The sequence below is a fragment of the Telluria beijingensis genome, assembly GCF_030770395.1.
Taxonomy (GTDB): Bacteria; Pseudomonadota; Gammaproteobacteria; order Burkholderiales; family Burkholderiaceae_D; genus Telluria; species Telluria beijingensis.
On record NZ_CP132480.1, the window covers coordinates 3,440,225 to 3,458,436 of the forward strand.

At 66.1% G+C, this 18,212-nt stretch carries 17 protein-coding genes; 14 read left to right on the forward strand and 3 right to left on the reverse strand.

The annotated features are described in order from the left end of the window. Positions 1-3 precede the first annotated feature (3 nt). The 14 genes from hisG to tatC all read left to right on the forward strand — a co-directional run bounded on the left by hisG (position 4) and on the right by tatC (position 9,882). Positions 4-678 (forward strand): ATP phosphoribosyltransferase, encoded by a 675-nt coding sequence (gene hisG / locus Q9246_RS15240; protein WP_306391453.1) that lies wholly within the window; start codon positions 4-6, stop codon positions 676-678. A gap of 8 nt (positions 679-686) precedes the next feature. Beyond that, entirely contained in the window at positions 687-2,024 is a 1,338-nt protein-coding gene (hisD, locus tag Q9246_RS15245) for a histidinol dehydrogenase (protein ID WP_306391454.1), read from the forward strand. Then, positions 2,021-2,848, forward strand: coding sequence for a DNA-methyltransferase (locus tag Q9246_RS15250; RefSeq protein WP_306391455.1), 828 nt, complete (start codon positions 2,021-2,023; stop codon positions 2,846-2,848). Before hisD ends, Q9246_RS15250 begins: the two co-directional genes overlap by 4 nt. Beyond that, on the forward strand, positions 2,845-3,936 hold the full coding sequence (hisC, locus tag Q9246_RS15255; protein WP_306391456.1) for a histidinol-phosphate transaminase: 1,092 nt from the start codon (positions 2,845-2,847) through the stop codon (positions 3,934-3,936). Before Q9246_RS15250 ends, hisC begins: the two co-directional genes overlap by 4 nt. Before the next feature lie 77 nt (positions 3,937-4,013). Further along, on the forward strand, positions 4,014-4,604 hold the full coding sequence (gene hisB / locus Q9246_RS15260; protein WP_109345845.1) for an imidazoleglycerol-phosphate dehydratase HisB: 591 nt from the start codon (positions 4,014-4,016) through the stop codon (positions 4,602-4,604). Positions 4,605-4,606: 2 nt separating this feature from the next. Continuing rightward, positions 4,607-5,248: an imidazole glycerol phosphate synthase subunit HisH gene (gene hisH, locus Q9246_RS15265; RefSeq protein WP_306391460.1), complete on the forward strand. Its 642-nt coding sequence runs from the start codon at positions 4,607-4,609 to the stop codon at positions 5,246-5,248. Between the two features lie 50 nt (positions 5,249-5,298). Beyond that, a complete protein-coding gene (gene hisA / locus Q9246_RS15270) occupies positions 5,299-6,075 on the forward strand; it encodes a 1-(5-phosphoribosyl)-5-[(5-phosphoribosylamino)methylideneamino]imidazole-4-carboxamide isomerase (RefSeq protein WP_306391462.1) in 777 nt (258 codons plus the stop codon). Between the two features lie 116 nt (positions 6,076-6,191). Next, the gene (gene hisF, locus Q9246_RS15275; RefSeq protein WP_306391464.1) at positions 6,192-6,953 is read left to right on the forward strand and encodes an imidazole glycerol phosphate synthase subunit HisF; all 762 of its coding nucleotides are present in this window, start codon (positions 6,192-6,194) and stop codon (positions 6,951-6,953) included. A gap of 9 nt (positions 6,954-6,962) precedes the next feature. Further along, complete coding sequence (gene hisI, locus Q9246_RS15280; RefSeq protein ID WP_306391465.1) at positions 6,963-7,373, forward strand: phosphoribosyl-AMP cyclohydrolase; 411 nt, start codon at positions 6,963-6,965, stop codon at positions 7,371-7,373. Further along, on the forward strand, positions 7,370-7,708 hold the full coding sequence (locus Q9246_RS15285; protein WP_306391466.1) for a phosphoribosyl-ATP diphosphatase: 339 nt from the start codon (positions 7,370-7,372) through the stop codon (positions 7,706-7,708). Before hisI ends, Q9246_RS15285 begins: the two co-directional genes overlap by 4 nt. A gap of 168 nt (positions 7,709-7,876) precedes the next feature. After that, on the forward strand, positions 7,877-8,251 hold the full coding sequence (locus Q9246_RS15290; protein WP_306391467.1) for a histidine triad nucleotide-binding protein: 375 nt from the start codon (positions 7,877-7,879) through the stop codon (positions 8,249-8,251). 104 nt (positions 8,252-8,355) lie between these two features. Further along, positions 8,356-8,592, forward strand: coding sequence for a Sec-independent protein translocase subunit TatA (gene tatA / locus Q9246_RS15295; protein ID WP_005664406.1), 237 nt, complete (start codon positions 8,356-8,358; stop codon positions 8,590-8,592). A 12-nt stretch (positions 8,593-8,604) separates the two neighbouring features. Beyond that, positions 8,605-9,126, forward strand: a complete 522-nt coding sequence (gene tatB / locus Q9246_RS15300; protein WP_306391469.1) for a Sec-independent protein translocase protein TatB — start codon at positions 8,605-8,607, stop codon at positions 9,124-9,126. Beyond that, positions 9,127-9,882, forward strand: coding sequence for a twin-arginine translocase subunit TatC (gene tatC / locus Q9246_RS15305; protein ID WP_306391470.1), 756 nt, complete (start codon positions 9,127-9,129; stop codon positions 9,880-9,882). A 159-nt stretch (positions 9,883-10,041) separates the two neighbouring features. On the opposite strand, the gene Q9246_RS15310 is transcribed toward tatC, so the two are convergent. The 3 genes from Q9246_RS15310 to Q9246_RS15320 form a co-directional block, all read right to left on the reverse strand. After that, a complete protein-coding gene (locus Q9246_RS15310) occupies positions 10,042-11,928 on the reverse strand; it encodes a DUF885 domain-containing protein (RefSeq protein ID WP_306391472.1) in 1,887 nt (628 codons plus the stop codon). 138 nt (positions 11,929-12,066) lie between these two features. Then, positions 12,067-16,203, reverse strand: coding sequence for a DEAD/DEAH box helicase (locus Q9246_RS15315; RefSeq protein WP_306391473.1), 4,137 nt, complete (start codon positions 16,201-16,203; stop codon positions 12,067-12,069). Next, complete coding sequence (locus Q9246_RS15320; RefSeq protein WP_306391474.1) at positions 16,200-18,131, reverse strand: S9 family peptidase; 1,932 nt, start codon at positions 18,129-18,131, stop codon at positions 16,200-16,202. The genes Q9246_RS15315 and Q9246_RS15320 overlap by 4 nt, the downstream gene beginning before the upstream one ends. Positions 18,132-18,212 lie beyond the last annotated feature (81 nt).

The following is an 18,212-nucleotide window of genomic DNA, read 5'->3' on the forward strand; positions in this document are numbered from 1 at the left end:
CAAATGACATTCAATGGCGTAAACGGGGAGCCCCAGCTGATTTTGGCGCTGTCCAAGGGCCGCATCTTCGAAGACACCTTGCCGCTGCTGGCAGCGGCAGGGATCGAAGTGACGGAAAACCCCGAAACCTCGCGCAAGCTGATCCTCGCGACCAACGATCCCGGCGTGCGGGTGCTGATCGTGCGCGCTTCCGACGTGCCGACCTATGTCCAGCATGGCGCCGCCGACTTCGGCGTGGCCGGCAAGGACGTGCTGCTCGAGCACGGCGGGGAAGGGCTGTACCAGCCGATCGACCTGCGTATCGCCCAGTGCCGCATGTCGGTCGCGGTCAATGCCGGCTTCGACTACGACACCGCCGTGCGCCAGGGCGCGCGCCTGCGGGTGGCGACCAAGTTCGTCAACACCGCGCGCGAGCATTTCGCCAGCAAGGGCGTGCACGTCGACCTGATCAAGCTGTATGGCTCGATGGAGCTGGCGCCACTGGTCGGCCTGTCGGACGCCATCGTCGACGTGGTCTCGACCGGCGGCACCCTGCGCGCCAACAACCTGGTCGAAGTCGAGAAAATCATGGACATCTCGTCGCGCCTGGTGGTGAACCAGGCCGCGCTCAAGCTCAAGCGCGAGCGCCTGAAACCGATCCTGGAAGCGTTTGAACGCGCCTCCCAACGACAAGGCTGACTCACATCATGGCAGTACAGATCCGCAAGCTAGACTCCTCCGCGCCCGACTTCAAGAACACCCTCGACGCCCTGCTGGCGTTCGAAGCGGAAACCGATGACGCCATCGAGACCGCGGTCGCGCATATCCTGCGCGACGTGAAGGCGCGCGGCGATGCGGCTGTGCTGGAATACACGAATAAATTCGATCGTATCCCGAATGGTGGCGCGCAGTCGATGGCGGCCTTCGATATTGGCCAGGCTGAGCTCGAGACGGCGTTGGCTTCCTTGCCGGAAGCCCAGCGCGCCGCGCTGCAGGTGGCGGCGGAGCGCGTGCGCGTGTTCCACGAGCGCCAGAAAGAAGCCTCGACCGGATTCACCTTCACCGAACCCGATGGCACGGTGCTGGGCCAGCGCGTGACCCCGCTCGACCGTGTCGGCATCTATGTCCCGGGCGGCAAGGCGGCGTATCCGTCGTCGGTGCTGATGAACGCGATCCCGGCCCACGTCGCCGGCGTGAAAGAAATCATCATGGTCGTGCCGACCCCGGACGGCGTGAAGAACCAGATGGTGCTGGCCGCCGCCGCGATCGCCGGCGTGACGCGCGTGATCACCATCGGCGGCGCGCAAGCCGTCGGCGCCCTGGCCTACGGCACCGAAACCATCCAGCCGGTCGACAAGATCGTCGGCCCCGGCAACGCCTATGTGGCCGCCGCCAAGCGCCGCGTGTTCGGCACGGTCGGCATCGACATGATCGCGGGACCATCGGAAATCCTGGTGCTGTGCGACGGCACCACCGACCCGGACTGGGTGGCGATGGACCTGTTCTCGCAGGCCGAGCACGACGAGTTGGCGCAGGCCATCCTGCTGTGCCCGGACGCCGACTACATCGCCAGGGTGGAGCAGAGCATCCACAAGCTGCTGCCGACCATGCCGCGCCAGGAAGTCATCACCACGTCGCTCACCGACCGCGGCGCGCTGATCCTCGTGCGCGACATGGATGAGGCATGCGAGATCGCCAGCTCGATCGCCGCCGAACACCTGGAAATCTCGGCCGTCGAACCAATGCAATGGGCCGATAAAATCCGCCACGCCGGCGCCATGTTCCTCGGACGCTTTTCGTCCGAATCGCTGGGCGACTACTGCTGCGGTCCGAACCACGTGCTGCCGACTTCGCGCACGGCGCGCTTCTCGTCGCCGCTGGGCGTCTACGATTTCCAGAAACGCTCGTCGATCATCCAGGTCAGCGAAGCCGGCGCCCAGACGCTGGGCAAGGTCGCCGCGACCCTCGCGTATGGCGAAGGCCTGCAGGCGCACGCCCGCAGCGCCGAACTGCGTCTGAACCCCGTGCCGCCGCAGCAATCATGACGTCCTGGGTCAACCAGGTATTCTGCGAGGATGCGCTGGCCGGCCTGGCGCGCATCCCGGACGGTTCCATCGACCTGATCCTGACCGACCCGCCCTACAACCTGGGCAAGGACTATGGCAATGCCTCGGACCAGCAGAGCGTCGAAGCCTACCTGGCCTGGACCGAGCAGTGGATCGACGCGGCCGTGCCGAAGCTCAAACCCAACGGCAGCCTGTACATCTTCCTCACCTGGCGCTTCGCGCCCGAGATCTTCGTGATGCTGAAAAAACGCATGACGATGATGAACGAGATCATCTGGGACCGCCGGGTGCCATCGATGGGCGGCAGCGTGCGCAGCTTCTCGTCGGTGCACGACACCATCGGCTTTTTCGCAAAGCGCAAGGATTACTACTTCGACCTGGATGCGGTGCGCATCCCGTACGACGCCGAGACCAAGAAGGCGCGCTCGCGCTCGATCTTCGTCGGCGCAAAATGGCTCGAAGTCGGCTACAACCCGAAGGACGTGTGGAGCGTGTCGCGCCTGCACCGCGAGCATCCGGAGCGGGCGGATCACCCGACCCAGAAGCCGCTCGAGATCATCGAGCGCATGGTCAAGGCGTCCTGTCCGCCGGGCGGCATCGTGCTCGACCCCTTCATGGGCAGTGGCACCACGGCGATTGCCGCCAGGCGCCTGGGCCGCCACTACACCGGCTTCGAACTGAATCCCGACTACTGCGCCATCATCGCCGAGCGCCTGGCCGCGCCCGAGGTCCCGGTGACGGGGGCGAAAGCCAAGAAACTACGCAAGGCCGCCAAGGCCGCCATTACGGAAGAAACATCATGACCGACATCGCCAAACTGATCGAGAACACCATCCGCGCCGACGTGCGCGCCGTGGGCAGTTATCACGTGCCGGACTCGATCGGCTACGTCAAGCTCGACTCGATGGAAAACCCGTACCAGCTGCCGCAGGAACTACGCGCCGAGTTGGGCGCGCGCCTGGCCGAGGCGGCGCTGAACCGCTATCCGGTGCCGTCGTACAGCACGCTCAAGAGCCGCATTTGCAGCAAGCTGGGCGTCCCGGAAGGCTACGACGTCCTGCTCGGCAACGGCTCGGACGAGCTGATCGCGATCCTGGCGACCGCGATCGCGCGCCAGGACGGCCCGCGCGCCGTCGTCATGGCCCCGGTGCCGGCCTTCGTGATGTTCTCCCGCTCGGCCCAGTTCGCGGGGGCGGATTTCGTCGGCGTGCCGATCAAGTCCGATTTCTCGCTCGACCTGCCGGCCATGCTGGCCGCGATCGACGAGCGCAAGCCATCGCTCGTGTTCCTGGCCTATCCGAACAACCCGACCGGCAACCTGTACGACGCCGACGACATGGTGCAAATCATCGAGGCCTGCGGCGAGCACGGCATCGTGGTGGTCGACGAGGCCTATCAACCGTTCGCCCGCGTCAGCTTCATGGAGCGCCTGCCGCGCCATCCGAACCTGGTCGTGATGCGCACCCTGTCCAAGCTGGGCCTGGCCGGCATCCGGCTCGGCTATATGTCGGCCGCGGCGCCGCTGCTGGCGGAATTCGAGAAAGTGCGCCCGCCGTACAACGTCAATGTGCTGACCCAGGTGGCGGCCGAGTTCGCGCTGGACCACCTGGATGTGCTGGACCGCCAGGCGGGCCTGCTCAACGAGGAACGCACGCGCCTGGCCGCCGCCTTGGCGGCGCTGCCGGGCGTGGAAGTGTTCCCGTCGGCCGCCAATTTCATCTCGCTGCGCGTGCCGGATGCCGAGCGCGCCTGCGCGATTCTCCACGGGGAGAAGGTGTTGATCAAAAATTTGAGTAAAATGCATAAATTGCTGGCCAACTGCATCCGGGTCACGGTCAGCACCCCCGAAGAGAACGACCAGTTCCTGGCAGCCCTGAAGACGTCGCTGTAATCCAGCGGCCCGGACGGACACCATTAATGTTGCGGGCCTCCCCCAAGCGGGAGACCGCCTGAATAGCATCCTTTGCAATGACCCGCACCGCCGACATCACGCGCAACACCAACGAGACCCAGATCCGCGTCTCGATCAACCTCGACGGCACCGGCCGCCAGAAGCTCAATACCGGCGTCCCCTTCCTCGACCACATGCTCGACCAGATCGCGCGCCATGGCATGTTCGACCTCGAGGTCGAGGCCGTGGGCGACCTGCACATCGACGCCCACCACACGGTGGAAGACGTCGGCATCACGCTCGGCATGGCGGTGGCCAAGGCGATCGGCGACAAGAAGGGCATCGTGCGCTACGGCCACTCCTACGTGCCGCTGGACGAAGCGCTGTCGCGCGTGGTGATCGATTTCTCGGGCCGTCCCGGCCTGGAACTGCATGTGCCATGGACGCGCGCCATGATCGGCGCCTTCGACGTCGACCTGACGGGCGAATTCTTCCGCGGCTTCGTGAACCACGCGGCCGTGACCCTGCACATCGACAACCTGCGCGGCGTGAACGCCCACCACCAGTGCGAGACCGTGTTCAAGGCCTTCGGCCGCGCACTGCGCATGGCCACCGAACTGGACCCGCGCGCGGCCGGCATCATCCCGTCGACGAAGGGCAGCCTGTAATCATGGCCAACAAGATTGTCGTCGTCGATGGACTCGGTAACCTGCGCTCGGTGGCGCAGGCGCTGCGCGCCGCCGCGCCCGAGGCCGACGTGGTGATTTCCAGCTCGGCCGCGGACCTCGACCGCGCCGACCGCATCGTGCTGCCGGGCCAGGGCGCCATGCGCGACTGCATGAATTCCCTGCGCGAATCCGGCCTTGAAGAAGCATTGCTGCGCGCCGCGAAGACCCGTCCGATCATGGGCGTCTGCGTGGGCGAGCAGATGTTGTTCGACGAGAGCGAAGAAAACGAAGGCACGCCCGGTCTCGGCCTGTTGCCCGGCAAGGTGGTGCGCTTCCAGCTCGACGGCAAGCTGCAGCAGGATGGCTCGCGCTTCAAGGTGCCGCAGATGGGCTGGAACCGCGTCCGGCAATCGCGCGCCCACCCATTGTGGGAAGGCGTCGAGGACGGCAGCTATTTCTACTTCGTGCACAGCTATTACGCGGCGCCCGGGAATCGCGACGATGTGATCGGCGAGACCGACTACGGCGCGCCGTTCTGCTGCGCCGTGGGCCGCGATAATATCGTCGCCACCCAGTTCCACCCCGAAAAGAGCGCCGCCGCCGGGCTGCGCCTGTACCGCAATTTCATTCACTGGAATCCGTGATTCCACGGTTTTAGTTTCCGACACAACCCGTCAACCAACCGACAACGACCATGCTGCTGATCCCCGCCATCGACCTGAAAGACGGTCACTGCGTTCGCCTCAAACAGGGCGATATGGACCTCGCCACCGTGTTTTCCGAAGATCCCGCCGAAATGGCGCTGCATTGGCTGAAGAAAGGCGCGCGCCGCCTGCACCTGGTCGACCTGAACGGCGCTTTTGCGGGCAAACCGAAGAACGAGAGCGCCATCAAATCGATCCTGCAGGTAGTGCAGGAATACGCCGAAGACAACGACCTGGACGAGATCCCGGTCCAGTTGGGCGGCGGCATCCGCGACCTCGACACCATCGAGCGCTATCTGGACGACGGCATCAGCTATATCATCGTCGGCACCGCCGCCGTCAAGAACCCGGGCTTCCTGCACGATGCCTGCGGCGCCTTCCCGGGCCACATCATCGTTGGCCTGGACGCCAAGGATGGCAAGGTCGCGACCGATGGCTGGAGCAAGATGTCGGGCCACGAAGTCATCGACCTGGCCAAGAAGTTCGAAGGCTATGGCGTCGAATCGATCATCTACACCGACATCGGCCGTGACGGCATGATGGCCGGCGTGAACATCGAGGCGACCGTCAAGCTGGCGCGCGCGGTGAAGATTCCCGTGATCGCCTCGGGCGGCGTGCACGTGCTGGCCGACGTCGAAGCGCTGTGCGCGGTGCAGGACGAAGGCATCGAAGGCGTGATCTGCGGCCGTTCGATCTACGAAGGCACGCTCGACCTGGCCTCGGCCCAGGAACGCGCAGATGAACTGACTGAAGGGACGCAGGCCTGAGCACGTCGTTCCCGCGCAGGCGGGAACCCAAGTTCTGCTTGCTGAGTCGATATGCAAGCAAACTTGGGTCCCCGCCTTCGCGGGGACGACGTTCATATGCTAACGCAGAGATTCTTATGCTAGCCAAACGCATCATCCCCTGCCTGGACGTCACCGGCGGCCGTGTGGTCAAGGGCGTCAACTTCACCGAGCTGCGCGATGCCGGCGACCCGGTCGAGATCGCGCGCCGCTACGATGGCCAGGGCGCCGACGAGATCACCTTCCTCGACATCACCGCCTCGAGCGACGGGCGCGACCTGATCCTGCCGATCATCGAGGCCGTCGCTTCGACCGTGTTCATCCCGCTCACCGTCGGTGGCGGCGTGCGCAAGGTCGAGGACGTGCGCCGGCTGCTCAATGCCGGCGCCGACAAGGTCAGCATGAACACCTCGGCCGTCACCAATCCGCAACTGGTGTTCGACGCCGCCAACAAGCACGGCTCGCAGTGCATCGTGGTGGCGATCGACGCCAAAGAGACCCGTCCCGGCAAGTGGGAAGTGTTTACCCATGGCGGGCGCAATGCCACCGGCCTCGATGCCGTGGAATGGGCGCGCAAGATGGAAAGCCTTGGCGCCGGTGAGTTGCTGCTCACTTCGATGGACCGCGATGGCACGAAAATCGGCTTCGACCTGGGCCTGACCCGCGCCGTCTCGGACGCCGTGGGCATCCCGGTGATCGCCTCGGGCGGCGTCGGCGGCCTGCAAGACCTCGCCGACGGCGTGCTCGAAGGCCATGCCGATGCGGTGCTGGCAGCCAGCATCTTCCACTACGGGCAGCACACGGTCGGCGAGGCCAAGCGCTTCATGGCCGAGCGTGGCATTCCCATGCGCCTCGATTAAGGAAGCAGCATGCCGACCAATGCCAAGTGGCTGAACAAGGTGCGCTGGGACGAGCACGGCCTGGTGCCGGTGATCGCCCAGGAAGCGGCGACCGGCGACATATTGATGTTCGCCTGGATGAACCGCGAAGCGCTGGCCCGCACCGTCGAGACGGGCGAGGCGGTGTACTGGAGCCGTTCGCGCAAGAAACTGTGGCACAAGGGCGAAGAGTCCGGCCATATCCAGAAGGTGAGCGAGATCCGCCTCGACTGCGACGAAGACGTCGTGCTGCTCAGGATCGAGCAGGTGGGCGGCATCGCCTGCCACACCGGCCGCCATTCCTGCTTCTTCCAGAAATACGACAACGGCGACTGGCACAGCGTGGAGCCGGTGCTGCAGGATCCCGACACCATTTATCCAGACAAGAAGAAAAATCCATGAGCATTACCCTGGCCCGCGTCGCAAGCGTGATCGAATCGCGCAAGCCCGAACATGGCGGCGACCCCGCGACTTCCTACGTCGCCAAGCTGTTCGCCAAGGGCGACGACGCCATCCTCAAGAAGATCGGCGAGGAAGCCACCGAGCTGGTGATGGCCGCCAAGGATGCGCGCGTTCTAGGTGATCCGTCGAAGGTGCTGTATGAATGCGCCGACCTGTGGTTCCATTCGATGGTGCTGCTGGCCAAGTTCGACCTGACGCCGCAACAGGTGCTGGACGAACTGGCCAGGCGCGAAGGCGTGTCCGGCATCGACGAAAAAGCGGCGCGCAAGGAATAGTTCTTTCCACGGGGTTGCAAGTGAGCACGCGCTCACTGTGCGTGGCGCAGCGTCCGGTGTCATAATCGGCTGCTGAAATTCATACCGATGTCATGCGTCGCTGATACGATGCCTCGGCTTCATGGAGCGCTCTCGCCCCTGAAGCGCTGTAACAAACCTGGAGACAAGATGGATAACTGCATTTTTTGCAAGATCGTCGCCAAGCAGATTCCGGCTGCCGTCGTCTATGAGGACGACGAGGTGCTGGCGTTCAAGGACATCAATCCGGCGGCGCCGGTCCACCTGCTGGTGATCCCGAAGCAGCACGTGTCCACCCTGTCCGATTGCACCGACGAACACGCGGCCGTGCTGGGCAAGATGCTGGCGCTGGCGCCGAAGCTTGCAAAAGAGAATGGTATTGACGTCAAAACCGGCGCCGATGGCAAGCCGAGCGGCGGTTTCAAGACGCTGATCAATGCCGGCCCGGACGGCGGTCAAGAGGTGTATCACCTGCATTTGCATATGTACGGCGGGCCGCGTCCGTGGCGCGGGCTAGGTTTATAAGCTACAGCTAAGTTTCAAAGGGGGCAGGCCGCCCCCGCATCGCGTATACTGTGGTAGACGCTTTCCCGATTTTTCAGGCGCATGCGCCTTGCTAGGAGAACAACATGGGTGGTTTGAGTATTTGGCACTGGGTCATCGTGCTGGTGGTCGTGATGCTGATCTTCGGCACCAAGAAGATCAGCAATATGGGTTCCGACCTGGGCAAGGCCGTCAAGGGCTTCAAGGATGGCGTGAAGGGCGACGAAGAAAAGGCGGCCGAAGCCAATCCGGCCCAGCCGACCCAGCAGGTGGCCGACAAGTCGACCATCGACGTGGAAGCCCGCGACAAGACCCGCCTGTAAGCGGCGCGTCCCATGATCGATCTCGGACTGTCGAAAATCGCGATCATCGGCGTGGTCGCCCTGATCGTGATCGGCCCTGAAAAGCTGCCCAAGGTGGCGCGCATGGCGGGCACGCTGTATGGCCGCGCCCAGCGCTACCTGCACGACGTCAAGTCCGAGGTCAGCCGCGAGATCGAGCTCGACGAACTGCGCAACCTGCACAAAGAGGTGCAAGAGAAGGCGCAATCGTTCAAGAACGAGGTCGAGTCGGCCACCAGCGATTTCGAGTCGTCCGTCACCAGCCACGTCGACGAAGTCGAGGCGCTGTGGGACGGGCGCGCGGCGCATGATGCCGGCAACACGATCGCCCCCACCGCGGCCGACATCGACCGCAAGGCCAAGGATTTCCGGCGCAAGAAGCTGGTGCGCACCTCGAGCGTGCCGGCCTGGTACAAGAACCGCCATGGCACCAAGCGCCATGTGATGTCGGGCGCCGCCCGGGTGCGCAAGTTCCGCCCCGGCAGCGCCAGCAAACCCCATTCCTCCTTCTTCTAAATGACTGAGCAAGCCGCCGGCGAAGACACCTTCATCTCGCACCTGGTCGAGCTGCGCGATCGCCTGGTCAAGGCCTCGATCGGGATCGCGATCATGTGCGCCGCGCTGATGGCGTGGCCGGGGCCGTCGCATATCTACGACCTGATCGCCGCGCCGATGATTGCCTCGATGCCGCCCGGCTCGACCATGATCGCCACCGGCGTCATCTCGCCCTTCCTGGTGCCCATGAAGGTCACCCTGCTGCTGGCTTTCATCCTGGCGCTGCCCTGGGTGTTCTACCAGGCCTGGGCCTTCATCGCGCCCGGCCTGTACGCCCACGAGAAGCGCCTGGTGCTGCCGCTGGTGATTTCGTCCTCGCTGCTGTTCATCGCCGGCGTGGCGTTCTGCTATTTCTTCGTGTTCGGCCGCGTGTTCCACTTCATCGGCGAGTTCGCGCCGACCTCGATCGCGGTCATGCCCGATATCGAGAACTACCTCGACTTCGTCATGTCGATGTGCCTGGCCTTCGGCGCCTCGTTCGAGGTGCCGGTGGTGGTCGTGATCCTGGTGCGCATGGGCGTGGTCAGCCTCGAGAAGCTGCGCGCGATCCGTTCCTACGTGATCGTCGGCGCCTTCGTGATCGCCGCCATCGTCACCCCGCCTGACGTGGTCAGCCAGCTGGCCCTGGCCATCCCGATGTGCCTGCTCTACGAGCTGGGCCTGCTGGTAGCGCCGATGTTCGCGCGCGCCACCCGCGCGCCGGAAGAAACGGCCTGAAAAAAATAGCGCCGGGCATTCGCCCCGGCGGCTTACCTGGCGGGCCTGTGCGACCTGCCGACTTTCATCATGGTGCGGGGGACAAGGCGCACAAGCGGGCGTGCGAGCACGCCGCTTGTGCGTTTTTGCACGGCCTGGATGGCCATGCAGGCGGGATGATTACTGCATCAGTTCCGAGATCATCTTGACCGGCGCATTGCCGTAGCTGAGGAACTGGTCGTGGAATTCCTTCAGCTTGAACCGGTCGCCCAGCTGCTGCTTGCGGCGTTCGCGCAATTCCATGATCTGGTGGTAGCCGCTGAAGTAGCTGGTCAGCTGCACCGAGGTCAGGGTCACGCGGCGCCATTTTTCGTCGGCTTCCTGGCGCGTCTGGAAGGCCTGGCGCGTCAGCAGGTCGATCGCCGCCTCTTGCCCCATGCCGTTCACGTGCACGCTGTAGTCGAGGATGGTGTTGGTCACGCTGCGCAGGTTCCACTTCGAGTACATCAGCCACATCTCGGGCGCGTTGTCGCCATAGCCCGATTCGAGCATCATGCGCTCGCCGTACACGGCCCAGCCCTCGACCATGGCGCCATTGCCGAATAGCGACTTGATCAAGGACGGCGAGCGGTTGGCGTGCACCAGCTGCGCATAGTGGCCGGGAATCGCTTCGTGGATGTTCAGGATCTGCAGGATCCACTCGTTGTACTCGCGCAGGCTGCTCTCGGCCTGTTCCGGCGTGAGATTGTCCATCGGCGTGACGTTGTAGTACGTCTTGTCCTTGGAGCGGTAAGGGCCGGGCGCGTCGATGCTGGCGCCGGCCACGCCGCGCTGGTACATCGGGGTCTCGCGCACCTCGAGCGGCTTGCTCGGGTCCAGCGTCAACAGGTCGTGCTTGATCACCCAGTCCTGCAGCAGCGGGATCTGGCGCCGGATCTCGGCGAAGAAGTTCTCGCGCGCGACGTGGCGTGCGGAGAGTTTGTCGATCATCATGCCGATCTTCTGGAAGCGGTCCGCCGGCCTGGTGACGCCCGCCATATAGCGCGGCCACAGCTCGTCCGAGATCTTGTCCATATTCGACAGCAGTTCCTCGCGCGTGACCAGGGCCTTGCGGAAGGTCTCTTCGGCGCTGGAGGACGACTGGATGTCGAGCGCAAACTTCTGTTCATACAGCGCCTTGCCGGCGCGGAAAGGCCGCGCCTTGCCGCTGGCCGCCTGGCGCTGCTCGACCCCGTTCAGGAAGTCGACATAGCCCAGCACCGCCGTGCCGGCATTGGCGATGCGCTGGGCGAAGATCGCCTTTTCTTGCGGCGTCAGGATCGATTCCTCGGCCGCCTTGCCCAGGTCGGCCAGCACCGCCAGCGTGCCCGGCGCCTGGCCGATCGCGAGCTGGGTGTGCTCGCGCGTCGGCGTCGTGATCGACGCTTGCGCCGCCGCGTAATAGGCCGGCACGTCGGCCAGGCGCTTGAGGATGGTGCGCAGGCGCTGCGGCTTGGCCGCGTAGTCGGTGTTCAGGATCAGGTCGAGCGGCGCGGCGACGTTGTACTGCGCCGGGTTCCATTCGAATTCGCGCCAGGTCGTCAGGCGGAAGCGGTCTTTTTCCAGCTTGTTGACCAGGAGGGCCAGGTCGGTGCGGTAGCGCGGCGACAGCTGCCTGGGATCGAGCTTGCCGAACTTCTCGAGCCATTCGTTGGCGAAGGCCAGCTGCTTGGCGCGCGTGTCGGCGTCCGGGATGGTCAGGTTGGCGGCGTGGTCGAACTTGCCGACATAGATACCGCCTTCGGGGTCGTTGCGCCACAGGGCGGTCAGGTACTGCATGCTCAGGGTCGACATGCGGCGGTCGAGGCGCATTTCGGCGGCGCTGGCGCTTGCGGCGCCCGCGGCGGCTGCGGTGGCGCCGACGGCGGCCGCGCCGATCAGGGCTTTCTTGCCCTTGCTGGAAGCCTTCTTCTTGACGACCTTCGAGGATTTGGCCTTGCCCTTGGCCGGTTTGGAGGTGGCGGCGACGGCCGGCGTCAGCGCGAAACACGCCAGCAGTGCCGCCAGCGCGATTTTCGTTTTCATCATCGTATTCAGCCCTGTAACTTAAGGAGATGTCTTGACGCGCGCATGCGCGAAGGCGTGCAGATTAGCATCAATTGCATCATTTGCGGGCAGCTGAAACATTCCGACACGCATGAATGTCAACGTTGACTGGAATGCAAATCAGCGTCCAAGACCCGTGCGCAGCATCTCCAGCATATCGCCCGGCGACATGCGCGCCGCCATTTCCGTCCCTTCCAGCAGGCTGTCGGCCAGGTCGCGCTTGTGGCGGTGCAGGTCGACGATGCCTTCCTCGATCGTGCCGCGCGCCACCAGCCGGTAGATCGTCACCGGCCGCTGCTGGCCCATGCGGTGGGCGCGGTCCGAGGCCTGGTCTTCGACCGCCGGGTTCCACCACGGGTCCATGTGGATCACGTAGTCGGCCGCCGTCAGGTTGATGCCGACGCCGCCCGCCTTCAGGCTGATGAGGAACAGGTCGCCCTCGCCGGCCTGGAAGGCATCCACGCGCCGCTTGCGTTCCTGGATCGGCGTCGAACCATCGAGGTACTGGTAATGGATGCCTTGCGCATCGAGGTAGTGCCGGATCAGGGTCAGGTGGTCGACGAACTGGCTGAACACCAGCACCTTGTGCCGGTTCTCGAGCAGGTCGGCGGTCAGGCGCGCAAAGGTCGCCAGCTTGCTGCTGGCGATGCCGGCGCCGGGCGCGACCAGCTCGGGATTGCAGCAGGCGCGCCGCAGCCGCATCATCTCGGCCAGGATCTCGATCGCCTTCTGTCCTTCGGGTGCCTCGAGCGCGGCCAGCTTGTCGAGGGCCTGGCGGCGCAGCGATTCGTACAGCGCGTTTTCTTCGGCGCTGAGTTCCACCGGCACCACGATCTCGGTGCGCGGCGGCAGTTCGGACAGCACCTGCGCCTTGGTCCTGCGCAGGATGAAGGGCGCGGTCAGGCGCCGCAGGCGGGCCCGCGCGCCGGCCTCGGCGCGTTTGTCCTGGGCTTTCTCGATCGGGCCGGCGAAGCGCAGCTGGAACTGGTCGGCGCTGCCCAGCAGGCCAGGATTGATGAAGCGGAACAGGTTCCACAACTCGCCCAGGTGGTTTTCCAGCGGGGTGCCGGTGGCCGCCATGCGGAAGTCGCCCTGCAGCGCCATCACCGCCTGCGAGCGCTTGGTGTGCATATTCTTGATCGCCTGCGCTTCGTCGAGCACGATGCTGTGCCAGCGCCGGCCCTTGAAGCGCGCCGCTTCCAGCTGCAGCAGGCCATAGCTGACCACGACCACGTCGAATGGGCCGGCATTGTCGATCGTCGCGGCGCGCTCGCCGGGACCGAACAGGTGCAGCCGCAAGGTCGGCGCGAAGCGCGCGGCCTCGTCGATCCAGTTCAGGCACACCGTGGTCGGGGCCACCACCAGCGCCGGGCCGTCCTTGGCGCGCGTGAGGAGCAGCGCCAGCGCCTGCAGCGTCTTGCCGAGGCCCATATCGTCGGCCAGGCAGGCGCCCACGCCCCAGTGGGCCAGGCGCGCCAGCCACTGGAAACCGTCGACCTGGTAATCGCGCAGCTCGGCCTGCAGCGTGGACGGCAGCGCCGGCGTGAAGGCGGCGTTGTCCGCCATGCGCTGCAGGTGGCCCTGCCAGGCCTTGTCGGCATCGACGCTGCCCGCCTCGCGTGCGAAGTCGTCCAGCGCGAAGCTGGCCAGCGCGTGGGTGCGGATGCCGTCGCCATGCAGCTCGCCATAGGCGCCAAGCTCCGTCAGGCGCCGGTGCAGCTCGTCGGACAGGGCCAGGTATTCGTTCTCGCCCAGCGCGACGAAGTGGCTGCCGCTCTCCTGGATCTTTTCCAGCAGGGTGCGCAGGTTCATCACGCGGCCCTCGTCGATCACGACGTCGCCGCTGGCCGCGAACCAGTCGCGCTCGCGCCGGATCTGCACCCGCACCGATTTCGACGTGGCCTTTTTAGTGACGCGGAATTTCTCGCCCTCGGGCCAGCCCACCACGATGGCGTCGCTGTCGAGCGCGCGCAGCTGGTCGACCAATTCGAGCGCCAGCAGCGGCTGGCCGAGCAGCCATTCGCCGTGCTCAAGCTCCGCGTGTTCGAGCGCCTGGCATTTGCCGATCAACTGGCGCTCGGCTTCGCGTTCCGCGTTCAGGTCGCGTTGCGCTTCGGTGCGCACGCCTTCCACGTCGGCGATCACGCTGGCGGCGCCTTCGCCGGGACCGTAATAGGCGCCGCCGGGCAGGGGCCGCACCAGCAGCTGCATGCGCATGCCCTGCTGGTAGGGACGCAGCAGCACGTGCAGGCGCGGGTCGGCCGCCACGGTCTCGATATCGCCGCTGCTGGCGCCGATGTCCGATTGCACGGTGACGACCGACGACACCGCGCCGATCGCGCGCAGCACGCGGCGTTCGGCCGCCAAGGGCACGTCGAGGCCGGCGCCGACGATGGCGGCGATGCGGCGGTGTTCGTCCTTGATCTGCACCAGGCGCAGGCGGGTCGGCGTCTCGCGTGTGACCACCACGTCGCCGTTGCTGTCGTCGAGCGGCGGGTGCAGCACGATCGATACCAGGTCGCCATGCTTCTTCACCAGCAGTTCCGGCTCGCCCGGCAGCAGCTCGACCCGGGTGCCGGGCGAGTCCATCCAGAACAGCAGCGGGTGGCCGACCAGGGCGGCCAGCGCCTTGTGCACTTCGAGCTCGAAGCGGATGCCGCTGCCGGCGTAGTAGCGGCGGCCGGCGATCGCGTTCACCGCCTGCAGGTCTTGCGCGGTCAGGAAGTCGAGCCCGGCGCCTTCTTCGGCCAGGCGCTTGAGGCCCATGGCCCGGCCGCGGCTCCAGCCGCCCTGTGCGTCGCGCTTCTGTTCGCGCGGCTCGATTTCCTGCACGCCCAGGTGCGGGTCATGGCGGATCAGCCAGACCAGGCGCGATTCGCGCACGTTCTCCACGTTCGCCGCCGGCTGCAGGTTGATCAGGGCGTTCAACTGGCGTTCCCACGGCTCTTCGCGCGTGAACCAGCCGGCCATGTCGGGCAGGCGGCGGCGGCGCAGCTCGCTCGCGCGCTGTTCGTGGGCCAGGTGGCCGGCTTGCCCCATCTGCGCCAGCACGCCGGCCAGCTGGGCCGACCACAGGTCGAAGCCGGCCGCCTCGGACTGGACCAGCATCTCTTCCAGGCGCGCGCGCTGGCTGCTCAATGCCGGCAGCGCCAGCCAGTAGTGGATCAGGGCGCGGAACACGGTCGGCTCCAGCGACAGCTCCCAGCTGCGGGTGGCGAACAGCGCGGCGTCGACGGTGCCGCGCTGGATCTCGTGCAGCATGCCGAGCTGGAACCAGACCGCATTGTCGGGCCGCTGCACTGCGCGCGTCTCGATCTCGAGCCAGCTGTCCGCCAGCTTGCGATGGCCGGGATCGCTGCTGCGCAGCAGGGCGGCCATCGCGATGTGCGCGCAATGGCCATCGAATACCGCCTTGCGCTTGCCGGTCTCGCGCCGCAATTGCTTGATCGACGCATCGATGCCGGCCAGGCCCGTCTCCGGATCGTCGCGCAATACCTGCACCACGCTGCGCAGGAACAGGCCGGGCGAATCGCTCATCTCGTTCACCAGCAGCAGGGCGTCGTCCAGGCGGCCGCACAGGATGTAGTGCTCGCCCAGCGAGCGGCGCAGCGGGCTTTCGGGGCTGCTGCGCGGGATCAGGCGCTCGGCGTACTCGCGCACGGCCGGCGCGAGCAGGGGTTCGCTGCGCGCATGCATGACCAGGATGTGCAGGATGCCTTCGCGCAGGCGCGGGTGGATGCGCTCCATCAGCGCCGCCGCGAATGGACGCGCGCAGACGTCGACCAGCGGATGCAGGTAGCTGGCCTCGTGGCAGCGCTGGCAGGCATCCAGCAGGGGCGAGACGACGTCGTATTCCTGTCCGGTGAGCAGGGCGATGCGCAGCAGGGCCAGGCCCTGGCGGTAGCTGCGCAGCATCAGGTTGCCCTGCCAGTCGCGGCGCACGGTCGAGACCTGGGCATAGGCGGCGGCCACGCCGTCGAACAGGCCGTCGTCGAGGGCCGCGTCCAGCACCGGCCAGGCCAGTTCCGGCGCGATGCCGGTGCCGCGTTCGCCCATGTCGGCCACCAGGCCCCGCTCGCGCAGGCGCGCCAGTTCATCGACCCATTGCGCGATCGGCAGCGCCACGCCCAGCGCCCGCATATGCTCCAGGATGCGCTGGCGGCCCATCGGCTCGCCCGCGATCGCCAGCACCACCAGCAGCGCGCGCTCTTCCGCCGTGCAGGCGGCCAGGCGCGCGTTCACGTCCACTACCGTCATCCGAGGTTCTCGATCGTTACTTCAGGCAGGTCTGCCGGCACCGGAATGCCGAACACGCGCAGGTAGAACACCAGCTCCGCTTCCAGCGTGCGCACCACGCTCTCCGCCTTGCGGAAGCCGTGGCCTTCGCCCTCGAGCGTCAGGTAGGCCACCGGCAGCTTGCGCGCGCGCAGTGCCTCGACCACGCTTTCGGATTGCTGCGGCGGCACCACCTTGTCGTCCAGGCCCTGGAAGAAGATCATCGGCTGCCGCAATTTGTCGGTGTGGTGGATCGGCGAGCGTGCGCGGTAGGCCTCGGCGGCGGTGTCCGGCGGCGCGATCAGGTACTGGTTGTAGTGCGACTCGAACTTGTGCGAGTCGGCGTCCAGGCCGGCCAGGTCGGACACGCCATAGTAGCTGGCGCCGGCCTTGAACACGTCGTGGAAGGCGAGGCTCGATAACACCGTCAGGCCGCCGGCGCTGCTGCCGCGGATCAAAAGGCGATCGGGATCGACGATGCCTTGCGCCGCCAGGTGGCGCGCGCCGGCCACGCAATCCTCGACGTCCACCACGCCCCACTGGTGCTTGAGCAGGTTGCGGTAGTCGCGCCCGAAGCCGGTGCTGCCGCCATAGTTCACGTCGAGCACGGCGAAGCCACGGCTGGTCCAGTATTGGGTGGACAGCTTGAGGGTGCTGGCCGCCATGCCGGTCGGGCCGCCATGGCCGATCACGATCAGCGGCGGCAGTTCATCGGCCAGCGGCACATGGTCGGCATTGGCCGGCGCATAGTAGAACGCATGCGCCACGCGGCCGTTCCCGCTCGGGTAGTCGATCGCCAGCGGCACCGACAGGTAGCCGGCGGCCGGCGGTTGCGGGATCGAGTGGGCCAATACCTCGGTAACACTGCTTTCCAGGTCGATCCGCGCCAGCTCGGGCGCGATGGTCGGCGCGCCGCCCAGCACGGCCACGACGTCGCCCTGCACGCGCAGTTCGCGGATCTCTTCATACGGCGATTCGAGCGGCACCAGGTTGCCGTGCGAAAGGCGCGCCAGGTAGCTGACACCTTTTTCGATGTATGCGCACACGATCTCGTCGTCGGAGCGGAAGCCGTACAGCGAGCCGCCGAAGCTCCAGTGCGGGCCGCCGAATTCGGCCGCGCGCGGGCACAGCGCATGCACCACGCCATGGTCGAAGCGGTACAGGTTCCACCAGCCGCTGCGGTCGGATACGAAGTGCAGCACGCCGCCGGGCGACCATTCGGGCTGGCAGATCGATTCTTCCGGGCCGCCTGCAACCAGGCGGCCGTTCACCAGGCTGCCGTCGTCCGCCACGTCGGCCAGCCACAATTCCGTGCCTTCCCACGGCATGCGCGGATGGTCCCAGCACAGCCAGGCCAGCTGGCGGCCATCGGGCGACAGTCGCGGCGCCGCATAGAAGTCGTTGCCGTCGACCAGCACGGTCTCGACGCCGTCGAAGCCGACCGCGGCCAGGGTGTTGACCGGGTAGGTGGCGCCGGCGGAATGATCCTCGCGCACCGCCACCAGGCGCCGGCGCGCGCCATCGAGCACGAAGTCGGCAAAGCGGTGGCCCGTGGCCTCGGCGGTCACGGCTACTGGCTGGCCGCCGGCCTCGACCCGGTACAGGCGGTTGTCCACATGGTGCGAGAACCAGGCCACGCCACCGGCCAGCAGGCAGGCGCCGCCGCCGTATTCGTGGACGCGGCTGCGCACATTGAACGGCGCCGGGGTCAGTTCGCGCGTGCCGCTGCCATCGTGGACCATGAGCGTCGTGCGTCCTGCCTCGCTGGCGCGGCCTTCGAGCCAGCCGAGATACGGGCCGTCGAGCATCAACTGCGCCAGCGGCACCGCGCCGGCGGCGACCACCGCGGCGCTGATCGGGGAAGGCCAGGCGCCGCACGGCGCCGGTTGTTTGCTAGTGGCAATCGTCATGGTCTGAACTCTTTCCTTGGTCGGACGGGCATTATAGTGTTTGCCCAAGAATGCGATAATAGCCGTTTCCCTATCGACGCC

Bases quoted from the DNA above. Each gene is read 5' to 3' on its own strand.
- tatB (WP_306391469.1), top strand. From the start codon at position 8,605: ATGATCGATCTCGGACTGTCGAAAATCGCGATCATCGGCGTGGTCGCC.
- hisI (WP_306391465.1), top strand. From the start codon at position 6,963: ATGCCGACCAATGCCAAGTGGCTGAACAAGGTGCGCTGGGACGAGCAC.
- Q9246_RS15290 (WP_306391467.1), top strand. From the start codon at position 7,877: ATGGATAACTGCATTTTTTGCAAGATCGTCGCCAAGCAGATTCCGGCT.
- Q9246_RS15315 (WP_306391473.1), bottom strand. From the start codon at position 16,203: ATGACGGTAGTGGACGTGAACGCGCGCCTGGCCGCCTGCACGGCGGAA.
- hisD (WP_306391454.1), top strand. From the start codon at position 687: ATGGCAGTACAGATCCGCAAGCTAGACTCCTCCGCGCCCGACTTCAAG.
- Q9246_RS15310 (WP_306391472.1), bottom strand. From the start codon at position 11,928: ATGATGAAAACGAAAATCGCGCTGGCGGCACTGCTGGCGTGTTTCGCG.
- tatA (WP_005664406.1), top strand. From the start codon at position 8,356: ATGGGTGGTTTGAGTATTTGGCACTGGGTCATCGTGCTGGTGGTCGTG.
- hisB (WP_109345845.1), top strand. From the start codon at position 4,014: ATGACCCGCACCGCCGACATCACGCGCAACACCAACGAGACCCAGATC.
- hisH (WP_306391460.1), top strand. From the start codon at position 4,607: ATGGCCAACAAGATTGTCGTCGTCGATGGACTCGGTAACCTGCGCTCG.
- hisF (WP_306391464.1), top strand. From the start codon at position 6,192: ATGCTAGCCAAACGCATCATCCCCTGCCTGGACGTCACCGGCGGCCGT.
- hisC (WP_306391456.1), top strand. From the start codon at position 2,845: ATGACCGACATCGCCAAACTGATCGAGAACACCATCCGCGCCGACGTG.
- Q9246_RS15250 (WP_306391455.1), top strand. From the start codon at position 2,021: ATGACGTCCTGGGTCAACCAGGTATTCTGCGAGGATGCGCTGGCCGGC.
- hisG (WP_306391453.1), top strand. From the start codon at position 4: ATGACATTCAATGGCGTAAACGGGGAGCCCCAGCTGATTTTGGCGCTG.
- hisA (WP_306391462.1), top strand. From the start codon at position 5,299: ATGCTGCTGATCCCCGCCATCGACCTGAAAGACGGTCACTGCGTTCGC.
- tatC (WP_306391470.1), top strand. From the start codon at position 9,127: ATGACTGAGCAAGCCGCCGGCGAAGACACCTTCATCTCGCACCTGGTC.
- Q9246_RS15285 (WP_306391466.1), top strand. From the start codon at position 7,370: ATGAGCATTACCCTGGCCCGCGTCGCAAGCGTGATCGAATCGCGCAAG.
- Q9246_RS15320 (WP_306391474.1), bottom strand. From the start codon at position 18,131: ATGACGATTGCCACTAGCAAACAACCGGCGCCGTGCGGCGCCTGGCCT.